This is a genomic window from Paraburkholderia sp. USG1, assembly GCF_031570135.1.
Classification (GTDB): domain Bacteria; phylum Pseudomonadota; class Gammaproteobacteria; order Burkholderiales; family Burkholderiaceae; genus Paraburkholderia; species Paraburkholderia dioscoreae.
On the sequence record NZ_JAMWXW010000030.1, the window covers coordinates 20,537 to 31,901 of the forward strand.

The window sequence follows — 11,365 nt, forward strand, 5'->3', positions numbered from 1 at the left end:
AGACGGGCTTGGGAGATCAAGCTGATGCGGCCAGTGCGCGACGCCCGCGAACAGGCGCCGCGCGGCGCGGCCGTGACGCTTAGAACTTGGCGCGCAGGCCGACGCCGTAGGTGTTGCCGCTCGACTGATTGCTGATGTGGTCGTACAGATAAGCCGCGTAGATGTCCGTGCGCTTGGACAGCGGATAGTCGTAGCCGATCGCAGCCGTCTGGCGGGTCTGGTCGAAGCCGCCGCCGTCGCGCGAATAGGCGTACGACGCCATCACCGTGCCCGGACCGAACGGCACCGACGCGCCGCCCTGCGCCGTGTTCACATGCCAGCTCGTCACCTGCTGGTCGTTGTACGTGTACATGTACTGGCCGAAGAACTTCACGAACTTCAGGTCGTAGGACAGGCCGAGCTGCGCGACGCTCTGGCTCTTCAGGCCGGGAACGCCCGACGTGCTGAAGCTGCCGAGGTCGCTCGGCACGTTGTTGAAGTTCACGTACTGATAGACAGCCGTTGCCGCGAACGGGCCGTGGAAGTACAGCACCTGGCCGCTCCACTTCTTCGCGCCATTCTCGGTCGTGTTGCCGAGCGCATACATGGCCGTCGCCGACAGCCCGTTGAAGTTCGGCGAGGAGTACGACACCGCGTTGCTCCAGCCGGAGTCGCCCGTCACGCCCTGGTCCGTCGAGTAGGTCGGGAACGTGCCGAGGCCGAGGTACGTGTGATAGACCATCGGCGAGAAAACGTACGAGTCGATGAACGGGTTGAACAGAATCGTCGACACGAACAGCGGCGTCGTCAGACGGCCCGCGGTCACCGTGCCGTAGGGCGATTCGATACCGACGTACGCGTTACGCGAGAACATCGTGTCGCCCGTGAAGCGGCCGTACTGGCCGTTCTGCGCGAGGAAGAAGCCTTCCAGCGCGAAGATCGCCTTGTAGCCGTTGCCCAGATCCTCCGCCCCCTTCAGGCCCCAGTACGAGGTCGACATGCCGCCGCCGGAGACTTGCACCGAAGTCTTGCCGCCCGGGAATTTCTGCGCGCCGACCCATTCGTCGACCTGACCGTAAAGCTGCACGCTCGATTGCGCAAAAGCAGACGATGCACTGGCCAGCAGAGCGGCACACGCGGTTGCCTTGAGGGTGGTCTTCAGCGCACTGCTGATGCTTGTTTTCATGGGTTCTCCTGTCTTTGTCAAAAGGGGTGTGGCTGTGCGAAAGGGGCGCTCACGCGAACCATTGTTGTTGTCCGTTCGATCATCGAGCCGATCTGGGCGGGACCATCTTTGCGGACCATTTTTATGAACAAAAATATCGCTGGTTATTGCCGGTATATCGCTCTGATTAGTTTTGTTGTTTATCGGCCTGATAAAAGCCCCGGCCGGCAGTGCGCTCGCGGTGTCGCCGCAAACTCTGCCGCACCGCGCAAAGCATTGCTGACACTGCGCCGGGCGGTGCGATCACGCCCAAGATGACAAGCGAATGACGCACCGCCGCAGAAACGACCTGATTTGACGACGGGAGGGGCTGTGCTGCCGAGTGTTTTCAAAAAAGTGTGGCGTCGAAACGTCACCTGGCGGGCAGACTTGAGCCGCGACGAAGCGCAGCGCCGCTGTCGGGCGATCGGGGAGACGAGGAGAAGTGGTTCGGCGGGCGTGGCGGACGCGATGTCCGCGCCACGCCTAATTCCGGTACGGCGAGCCTTCCGGCTGGCGTGGGTCGTCCGCCTGGCGCTGCATGGCGCGCGTCGAACCGCGTTCTTCGTTATACCGCGCGACGTCTGCCCGGATCGAGCCGGCACGAACCGGCGCATTGACCGGCGGCCGCGGTACGGCACGCGACTCGGCACTCACCGGCGTGATGGCGCCGGCGTACTGCACGCCGCCGCGGCCGTCGCCGGCGTAACCGGCGGGTCCGGCGACGCGGCGCATGCCCGGGTTGTAGATCCCGAAGCCGTTGCCGTAATTGCCACCCGCGACATTCGCTCCACCGCGCGGCAGACGCGCGTTGCGATCCACCATGGTGGTGTGCGCTGATCCCGCAGTTGCACCGTTGTAGCGGCCACCGTGATGCATGTCGCCGCGTACGGCGTGATTCGTGGGGCCATGCGCATAGCCGCCACCGCTGCCGTGTGGCATGCCTGGCACTTTCGCATAGGCGAACGAGCACAGCGCGGCGATAACCGCGCCCAACGCCCAGTGCCTCGTTCTCGACAACCCGTCCACCCAGTGACTCTCATGCCCGAAGACTTGCCTGAAGCCCACCGTTCGAGCTGCGATGGACTTGTTGTGGGACTGGCATGAGCGCTGCGACGATATCGCAACGCGAGGCATCCCGACGGCCTTTGAACCGTAATTTATGGGTGCGGGCAAAGGGTGTCGAGCCAAAAAGTGTTAGGCCTCGCCCGTGGATGTAACACCTTGTTACTGCGACGTTTTTCTGCGACAGAGGACTTGCGCGAACGTCCTGAAAACGCTTGCTTTCAAGACCTTAGCGAGATAACGGACGAGGCTTTGCGTATGACGAATCACCGTCCCGTTTTCACCTGGATTGTTAAAAGTGCATGGACCAAACAGATGACGTCGCCAATACTGAAAACAGCCGGCAACGCCGTGCAAGTTTTCCGGAAAGTGTCTCTACAATGCACAATCCTCATTAATCGATTCGGTAAATGAATTTGCATTTTCAATCAGAAATCAACAACAATAGGTGTTTCCCATAAGCTGGAGCGGCGCCTACGTACTACACGCGGCCCGCGTGCTTTTCCGCGTCACTGAATCGAGATTCCGATATGGCTCGCCCGAAACTGCTTCCTGACAACTTCACCTTGTGCCTCGTCAGCACCGTGATCCTGGCCAGCTTCCTGCCGGTTCACGGCCAGGCCGCCGTCGGGTTCAACTGGGTGACGAACGTGGCGGTCGGCCTGCTGTTTTTCCTGCACGGCGCCAAACTCTCACGCGAAGCGATCGTTGCGGGCGCGACGCACTGGCGTTTGCACGCGGTAGTGCTGCTCAGCACGTTCGCGCTCTTTCCGCTGCTCGGCCTCGCGCTTAAACCGCTCCTTTCGCCACTTGTCACGCCGGCGCTCTATGCGGGGATCCTCTTCCTCTGCACGCTGCCGTCTACGGTTCAGTCGTCGATCGCGTTCACGTCCATTGCCAAAGGCAACGTGCCGGCTGCCGTATGCAGCGCGTCGGCCTCGAGCCTGCTCGGCATCTTCATCACGCCCGCGCTCGTCAGTGTCGTCATTACCAATCAGGCGGCCGGCGGCGGCGCTTCGCCGTGGCACACGGTGGGCAATATCGTGCTGCAGCTTCTGGTGCCGTTCGTGGCCGGGCAGTTGCTGCGCCCGTTGATCGGCAAGTGGATCGAGCGCAATCGCGGCGTGCTGAAATTCGTCGACCAGGGCTCGATCCTGCTGGTGGTGTACGGCGCGTTCAGCGAGGCCGTTACTGAAGGCCTGTGGCATCAGATTCCGCTCTCCGCGCTCGGCGGCCTGCTGGTGGTGTGCGTCGTGCTGCTTGCTCTCGCTCTGGCGGTGACGATGTTCGTCAGCAAGCGGCTCGGCTTTAGCCGTGCGGACCAGATCACTATCATCTTCTGCGGTTCGAAAAAGAGCCTCGCGGCCGGCGTGCCGATGGCCAAGGTGATTTTCGCCTCGCACGCAGTGGGCGCGGTGGTCTTGCCGCTCATGCTGTTCCACCAGATCCAGCTGATGGTGTGCGCCGCGCTCGCGCAGCGCTGGGGCGCGCGCGACACCAGCGGCGAGACCCACGCCGCCTCGCGCGAGCGGCCCGCCGCCGCCGTCGCGCGCCATTGAATATGCGCGCAATGCAAACAGGACATTCATAAGCGCCCTCCCTGAGCGTCATTTGAAGAAAGCCGCCTCGCGCGGCTTTTTTGTTATTTCACGCGCAAACGGCGCCGCTGTCGCCTCGGCTGGATGGCATAGGCAAATTCCTGGCAACGCGAATCCAGCGAACGGAAGGCCGCCGGCACAAACGCAAATCCAACCGCACCGTCCCGGTGCGGCGAGTCACTAAAAGTTCACTTAATTACCTGCGGGTCCGGCCGATAAGCCAAAGGTCGATCGCTACCCCACCTGCCATGCAACCTAGCCCGCCCTCCCGATCCGCCGCGCCGCGCATCGAGGAACTGATAGCCCGGCGCGATCTGTCCGCCGTTTTCCAGCCGATCATCGATTTCGAAGACGGCGCGATCCTCGGCTACGAAGGTCTGATTCGCGGGCCGGCCGGCACGCCGCTCGAGGCGCCGTTCGCCCTGTTTTCGCAAGCGCTCGCCGAAGGCTGCGGCATCGCACTCGAACGCGCCGCCGCGCGCACCTGCATCGAAGCGTTCGCGCGGCTCGAGTTCGACGGCAAGCTGTTCCTGAATTTCAGCGCGGGCGCGCTCCGCCAACTGGCCGAGGCGCGCGACGAAACGCATGCTCTCCTGCGTCATCACGGCGTCGATCCGCAGCGGCTCGTTATCGAACTGACGGAGCAAAGCACGATTCCGGATGTGAGCAGTTTCCTGCCCGTGATCGCGGCGCTGCGCAGTGACGGCGCACAATTCGCGCTCGACGATTACGGCACCGCGAACGCCAGCATGAACTTGTGGGTGCGGCTGCAACCGGACGTCGTGAAGATCGACCGCTTCTTCATTCACGACATTGCCTGCGACCCGCTCAAGTTCGAAGCGGTGCGCGCCATGCAGCACTTCGCGAGCGCGAGCGGTGCGCGGCTCGTGGCCGAAGGCATCGAAAACGAAGCGGACCTGATCGTGGTGCGCGACATGGGGATCGGCTGCGGGCAGGGGTTTTTCTTCGGCCGTCCGCACGCGCAGCCGGCCCGCAAGGTGACCGACGACGCCCGCGACGCGCTGCGCGCCGGCCACATCGCCGTGTTTCCCGAAACCACGCGCACGGTGAGCAGCGCGTCGCCTTCGGGCGGTATGGCGTCCGCGAAAATGCTGGTGCACGCGCCCGCGTTGCCGCGCCAGGCCACCAACAACGACGTGCTCGAACTGTTCAACCGTCTGCCCGACCTGCACGCGGTCGCGGTGGTCGAGCACGACGAGCCGGTCGCGCTGATCAACCGCCGCAGCTTCATGGACCGCTACGCGCTGCCGTATCACCGGGAACTGTTCGGCAAGCGTCCTTGCCTGCTGTTCGCCAATGCGTCGCCGGTCGTCATCGAAAAATCCATGACAGTCGAGCAAATGGCCAAGCTTCTCGCGAGCGACGACCAGCGCTATCTTGCCGACGGCTTCGTCATTACCGACAACGGCAAATACGCCGGCCTCGGCACCGGCGAGAACCTCGTGCGCGCGGTGACCGAGGTGCGCATCGAAGCGGCGCGCTACGCGAATCCGCTGACTTTCCTGCCGGGCAATATTCCGATCAGTTCGCACATTGCCCGCCTGCTCGGCAACGACGCCGGCTTCTACGCGTGCTACGTGGACCTGAATCACTTCAAGCCGTTCAACGATCAATACGGCTACTGGCAAGGCGACGAGGTATTGAAATTCGCCGCCCTCGTGCTCGCCGACGTGTGCGACCCAACCCGCGACTTCCTTGGGCACGTGGGCGGCGACGACTTCCTGATTCTGTTCCAGAGCGAGGACTGGCGCGAACGCGTGCTGCGCGCGATCCACGTGTTCAACGAGGGCGCACAGCGCTTTTACGCGCCGACCGACCGGCTCGCCGGCGGCATTCACGGCGAGGACCGGCGCGGCAATCCGACCTTCTTCGGTTTCGTGACGATGGCGATCGGCTGCGTGCACGTCGAGCCCGGCGAGGGACCGTCGCTCTATACCAGCGAGGAAATCGCCTCCGTTGCGGCACTGGCCAAGCGGCGCGCGAAACACGAGGCGAGCGGTTTCGTGCTGATCGACGCGGACGAGAGCGTGGCGTTACTGCGCGGACAAGCCGAAGCCGCTCATGCCTCGCTAGAGTAACCATGCGGCTCACGGAGGCGGTTCAGGAGGTTGTTTAGTTTATTTTACTAAACATAAAATTTCGGGCCAAGACCATATCGTACGGGTATTTACGGGTATCGATCGACGGTTGTTCGGGCTGTTTTAGCACAGTTTTACTATACAATCGCCCGAACCCAAACACCGTGCGGTCGCCCATGCGCGTCCGCCTGATTCGATGGCCACAACTATCCGCGACGTCGCCCGCGCGGCCAGCGTGTCGATCGGCACCGTCTCACGCGCATTGAAGAACCAGCCGGGCCTCTCCGAGGCCACCCGCGAGCGCGTCGTCGAGGCGGCGCGCAAGCTCGGCTATGACGCCGCGCAATTGCGCCCGCGCATCCGCCGTCTCACCTTTCTGCTGCACCGTCAGCACAACAATTTCGCTGTGAGCCCGTTCTTTTCGCACGTGCTGCACGGCGTGGAAGACGCCTGCCGCGAGCGCGGCATCGTACCGTCCGTGCTGACCGCCGGCCCGACCGAGGACGTGATCCAGCAGATGCGCCTGCATGCGCCGGATGCGGTGGCGATTGCCGGTTTCGTCGAACCGGAAACGCTGGCCACGCTGGCAGCAATGCAGCGCCCGCTCGTGCTGATCGACCTGTGGGCGCCCGGCCTGCGCTCGGTGAATCTCGACAACGCCGCGGGCGCCACGCTCGCCATGCGGCATCTGTTCGAACAGCAGCGCAAGCGCGTCGCGTTCATCGGCGGCTCGCTTGCGCACTTCAGCATTGCGCAGCGGGCGCTCGGCTACCGCCGCGCGTTTTTCGAAGCCGGGCTGCTGTTCGACCCGTCGCTGGAAGTGACCATCGACGCAGGCCTCGACCCCGACAGCGGCGCCGCGCGCGCGATGCATCAACTGCTCGACGCGCCGGGCCCGCGCCCCGACGCCGTGTTTGCCTACAACGACGCCGCCGCGCTCGCCGCGCTGCGCGCGTGCCTCGCGCGTGGTCTGCGCGTGCCCGAGGACATCGCCATCATCGGTTTCGACGACATTCCCGCCGCCGCGCATGCCACGCCGCCGCTGTCCACCATCTCGGTGGACAAGGAAGCGCTCGGCCGGCGCGGCGTCGAGCTCCTGCTCGAAGACGCACCCGCCGAACTGGAAGTCCGCCTGCCCGTCCATCTCATTGCCCGTGCCAGTACTTTGGTGAAAACGCCATGACGCAATCCGATCCGCTTCACCCCACTAACGGCACCGCCGCGGTGCCGCCCGTCGAAAGCTTTCGCGAACGCGGCTTTCTGCTCTCGCATGTGCAGGACACGCTGCGCTTTTACGCGCCGACCGTGCTCGATCCGAGCGGCGGCTTTTTCCATTTCTTCCGCGACGACGGTTCGGTCTACGACAAGACCACGCGGCATCTGGTGAGCAGTTGCCGCTACGTCTTCAACTACGCGATGGCGTACCGCCAGTTCGGCGACCCGCAGCATCTCGAATACGCGCGCCACGGTTTGCGGTTCCTGCGCGACGCGCATTGGGACGCCCAGCACGAAGGCTATGACTGGGAACTCGAATGGCATGACGGCAAAAAGCGCACGCTCGATGCGACGCGCCACTGCTACGGCCTCGCGTTCGTCCTGCTCGCCTATTCGCATGCGGCGATGGCCGGCATCGAGGAAGCGAAGCCCATGATCGGCGCGACCTTCGAACTGATGGAGCACCGCTTCTGGGACGCCGCCGCGGGCCTCTATGCCGACGAAGCATCGCCCGAATGGCGAGTCAGTTCGTACCGCGGGCAGAACGCGAACATGCACACCACCGAGGCGCTGCTCGCCGCGCATGAAGCGACTGGCCATCTCGTTTATCTGGATCGCGCCGAACGGGTGGCGTCGAATATCACACTGCGTCAGGCGAAGTTGTCGCAGGGTCTGGTGTGGGAGCACTTTCATTCAGACTGGTCGGTCGACTGGCACTACAACGAGGAAGACAGTTCGAACATTTTCCGCCCGTGGGGTTTCCAGCCGGGGCATCAGACCGAATGGGCGAAACTGCTGCTGATCCTGGAGCGCTACCGTCCGTTGCCGTGGCTGTTGCCGCGCGCCATCGAACTGTTCGACGCCGCCATGACGCACGCGTGGGACGAAGACCACGGCGGCCTCTATTACGGCTTCGGCCCCGACGGCACCGTGTGCGATCACGACAAGTATTTCTGGGTCCAGGCGGAGACCTTCGCGACGGCCGCGCTGCTCGGCAAGCGCACCGGCAACGAACGCTTCTGGGACTGGTACGACGAGATCTGGCGCTATAGCTGGGCGCATTTCGTCGATCACAAGTATGGCGCGTGGTATCGCATACTCACGTGCGACAACCGCAAGTACAGCGACGAAAAAAGTCCGGCCGGCAAGACCGACTATCACACCATGGGCGCGTGCTACGAGGTTCTGGCCCACGCGCTGCCCGATGGCGCGGCCGCCGCATCCGAATCCGCGGAGCAGACAAAATGAGCAACCCCAGCGCGAACAGCGAATTCCCTTTCTTCGTCTCAGCCGGCGACATCCTCACCGATCTCGTACGCACCGGCCCTTCGCAATGGCTCTCGCGTCCCGGCGGCGCCGGCTGGAACGTGGCGCGCTGCGTGGCGCGGCTCGGCCTGCCCACGGCGTGCGCCGGCTCGCTGGGCGTCGACAATTTCTCCGATGAACTGTGGAACGCGAGCGTCGCCGCCGGGCTCGACATGCGCTTCATGCAGCGCGTGGAACGCCCGCCCTTGCTCGCGATCGTGCATCAGACCCATCCGCCCGCGTATTTCTTCATGGGCGAAAACAGCGCCGATCTGGCCTTCGATCCGGCGCGCCTGCCGGGGGGCTGGGCGAACCACGTGAAGTGGGCGCACTTCGGCTGCATCAGCCTCGTGCGGCAACCGCTCGGCAACACGCTCGCAGCGCTCGCGGCCCAGTTGCGCTCACAAGGCGTGAAAATCAGTTTCGATCCGAACTACCGGAACCTGATGGAGCACGGCTACGAACCCACGTTGCGGAAAATGGCCGCGCTCGCGGATCTGATCAAGGTATCGGACGAAGACCTGCGCCTGCTCTTCAAGACCGACGACGAAGCCCACGCCCTTGCACAACTGCGGGCCATGAATCCTGCCGCTACCGTGCTGGTGACACGCGGACCGGAGACCGCCGTGTTGATCGACGGCGCCGTGGTGATCGAGGCCCGGCCGCCGCGCGTCGAGGTCGTCGACACGGTCGGCGCGGGCGACGCGTCGATCGGCGGCCTGCTGTTCAGCCTGATGACCGCCCCGCAACGGGCGTGGCCCGAACACCTCGCGTTCGCGCTGGCCGCCGGTGCGGCCGCGTGCCGCCATGCCGGCGCGCACGCGCCGTCGCTCGATGAAGTCGTCGCGTTGCTGTAATCCTGTTGCCTTGCGCGGCGCGCATTGTCACCGGCAGGGAGCGCCGCCAGCGCGGAGAACCGAACCTTCATCATCGTGCTAGGATGAAAAAACCGAAACCTTTGGAAGACGGAGAGACGCCATGGACGACATCACCTACACCAAAGGCATCTACACGGCCATTGCCTCGACAAGAGAAATAGAAGAAGACACCTGGCAGGGCGTGGTCACCCTCTCGCGCGACGAAGGCGACGAAACCGCCGATCAGGAAACCACGGTCTACGAAGTCGAAGCCACTTCGTCGACGCCGGAGGAAGCCCTCGAAGAAGCCAAGGCGCTCGCTCATCGCATCCTCGGGGAAATCGAACTCTAGGCAGACCGGCGCCGCGCCCTTCGTGTTTGCATGTGCGTTCGCGTTGCGCCACCCTGGATCTACTGGCCGGAGGCGGTCATGGCTGAACAACTCTTCCTCTACGGCGTGTATTCGATTCACGTCCGCCCGCTCGAACTCAACGGCGCACGCTGGGATGCGGAATACGAAATCCGCCATCGCGAAAAGGCCGTCAAACCGTGGACGACGGTAGGCGGCGACAACGGCTACGGTGCCGAGACCGAAGCGGTCGCGGCGGCCCACCAGCAGGCCGTCGACGATATCGAACACGGTGCGGGTATTCCCAGGCCGCGCGCCTTTCCGTAAAGCCGAAGCGCGCGTATGCCGTGGCGTGGTTGCGTGAGCGCACGGTGCCGAGCGCGATGACGCCGTGTCGGCATGCCTGAACGAAGCGCCGTTCGTGGCGGGCACAGTCGGTGCGCCGGCGATCCGCGCACACGGTGTTAGAAGGCCGGAGGTGAGCACGACAGCACACCGCAGCAGCGCTTCCAGCCACATCCGCGATGCGCCCGCGCACCCGCCGAAAATCACCTTTCGCAAACCAGGCGGCATGCTACGCTTTGGCCGTTTTCATTTCCACGAACCAGCGATGGCTACAGAACCAACGGACCGTCCTTCCGCCTTCGGCAACGGCGAAGCACGCGCGCCGACGCGCCGCCCGCGCGGCAGCCGTGAACTGCGCCTGGACGATCGCGTGATCATCGCCCACGGCATGCCGACACCGCTCTGGCAGGATCTCTATCACCGCGCGCTCGCGGTTCGCTGGCCGACGTTTTTCGTCTCGCTCGCGGTTCTGTTCCTGCTGCTCAACACCACCTTCGCCGCACTCTACATGCTGGGCAACGCGCCGATCGCCAATCAGTTTCCCGCCGGTTTCGGCGGCGCATTTTTCTTTAGCGTCGAAACGCTCGCGACGGTCGGATACGGCGACATGCATCCGCAAACCGTCTACGCGCACTGGATCGCCACGCTGGAAATTTTCGTCGGCATGTCCGGCATTGCGTTGGCGACCGGCCTGATCTTCGCGCGCTTTTCCCGCCCGCACGCCAAGATCATGTTCGCCCGCCACGCGGTGATCCGGCCGCTCGACGGCCGCATGACGCTCATGGTGCGCTCGGCCAACGCGCGTCAGAACGTGATCGCTGAAGCCCACGCAAGGCTGCGCCTTCTGCGCCAGGAAACCACGGCCGAAGGTTATACGCTGCGCAAACTCTATGATCTGACGCTGGTGCGCGATCAGCACCCGGTGTTCAAGCTGGGCTGGACGGTCATGCATATCGTCGACGAAAGCAGCCCGCTGTTCGGCGAAACCGCCGAAACGCTCAAGCAACGCGACACTTCGCTGATTCTCACGCTGGAAGGCGTCGACGAGTCGACCGCGCAAACCATGCAGGCGCGCCACTTGTGGTCGTGCGATCAGATCCGCTGGCATTACCGTTTCGTCGACATCATGAGCGAGCAGGACGGCGTGAGCCATATCGACTACTCGCATTTCGACGAGATCGTGCCGCTCGACGAGGCGCCGATCGCCGCAGCGAGAGCAACGGCCCCGGCGCAATAAGACGTTCGAGACGCGCTCGAAACGCACCAGGGCATACCCCAACACGGCCACGGCGCGGCAGATCTATCTCAAAACTCCGTTAAAACGTGCGGCTCTTCTCGCCTATTCGTGA

At 63.9% G+C, this 11,365-nt stretch carries 10 protein-coding genes; 8 read left to right on the forward strand and 2 right to left on the reverse strand.

Annotation, left to right across the window (positions count from 1 at the left end):
* Nucleotides 1-79: 79 nt before the first annotated feature.
* Nucleotides 80-1,165 carry a porin gene (locus NE850_RS30650; RefSeq protein WP_007179575.1) on the reverse strand — a complete coding sequence of 362 codons (1,086 nt, stop codon included), beginning with the start codon at nt 1,163-1,165 and terminating at the stop codon, nt 80-82.
* A 504-nt stretch (nt 1,166-1,669) separates the two neighbouring features.
* Nucleotides 1,670-2,212, reverse strand: coding sequence for a hypothetical protein (locus NE850_RS30655; protein WP_035517738.1), 543 nt, complete (start codon nt 2,210-2,212; stop codon nt 1,670-1,672).
* Nucleotides 2,213-2,778: 566 nt separating this feature from the next.
* On the opposite strand from NE850_RS30655, the gene NE850_RS30660 reads away from it, so the two are divergent.
* From NE850_RS30660 to NE850_RS30695, 8 genes are all read left to right on the forward strand, one after another.
* Nucleotides 2,779-3,807: a bile acid:sodium symporter family protein gene (locus tag NE850_RS30660; protein WP_007179577.1), complete on the forward strand. Its 1,029-nt coding sequence runs from the start codon at nt 2,779-2,781 to the stop codon at nt 3,805-3,807.
* A gap of 287 nt (nt 3,808-4,094) precedes the next feature.
* On the forward strand, nt 4,095-5,945 hold the full coding sequence (locus NE850_RS30665; protein WP_007179578.1) for a phosphodiesterase: 1,851 nt from the start codon (nt 4,095-4,097) through the stop codon (nt 5,943-5,945).
* Nucleotides 5,946-6,141: 196 nt separating this feature from the next.
* A complete protein-coding gene (locus NE850_RS30670) occupies nt 6,142-7,128 on the forward strand; it encodes a LacI family DNA-binding transcriptional regulator (RefSeq protein ID WP_007179580.1) in 987 nt (328 codons plus the stop codon).
* On the forward strand, nt 7,125-8,408 hold the full coding sequence (locus tag NE850_RS30675; RefSeq protein WP_007179581.1) for an AGE family epimerase/isomerase: 1,284 nt from the start codon (nt 7,125-7,127) through the stop codon (nt 8,406-8,408). The genes NE850_RS30670 and NE850_RS30675 overlap by 4 nt, the downstream gene beginning before the upstream one ends.
* Nucleotides 8,405-9,322, forward strand: coding sequence for a carbohydrate kinase (locus NE850_RS30680; protein ID WP_007179582.1), 918 nt, complete (start codon nt 8,405-8,407; stop codon nt 9,320-9,322). The genes NE850_RS30675 and NE850_RS30680 overlap by 4 nt, the downstream gene beginning before the upstream one ends.
* A gap of 121 nt (nt 9,323-9,443) precedes the next feature.
* The gene (locus NE850_RS30685; protein WP_007179583.1) at nt 9,444-9,674 is read left to right on the forward strand and encodes a hypothetical protein; all 231 of its coding nucleotides are present in this window, start codon (nt 9,444-9,446) and stop codon (nt 9,672-9,674) included.
* Nucleotides 9,675-9,752: 78 nt separating this feature from the next.
* A complete protein-coding gene (locus tag NE850_RS30690; protein WP_007179584.1) occupies nt 9,753-9,998 on the forward strand; it encodes a hypothetical protein in 246 nt (81 codons plus the stop codon).
* A gap of 283 nt (nt 9,999-10,281) precedes the next feature.
* Nucleotides 10,282-11,253 carry an ion channel gene (locus tag NE850_RS30695; protein ID WP_007179585.1) on the forward strand — a complete coding sequence of 324 codons (972 nt, stop codon included), beginning with the start codon at nt 10,282-10,284 and terminating at the stop codon, nt 11,251-11,253.
* Nucleotides 11,254-11,365: the final 112 nt, after the last annotated feature.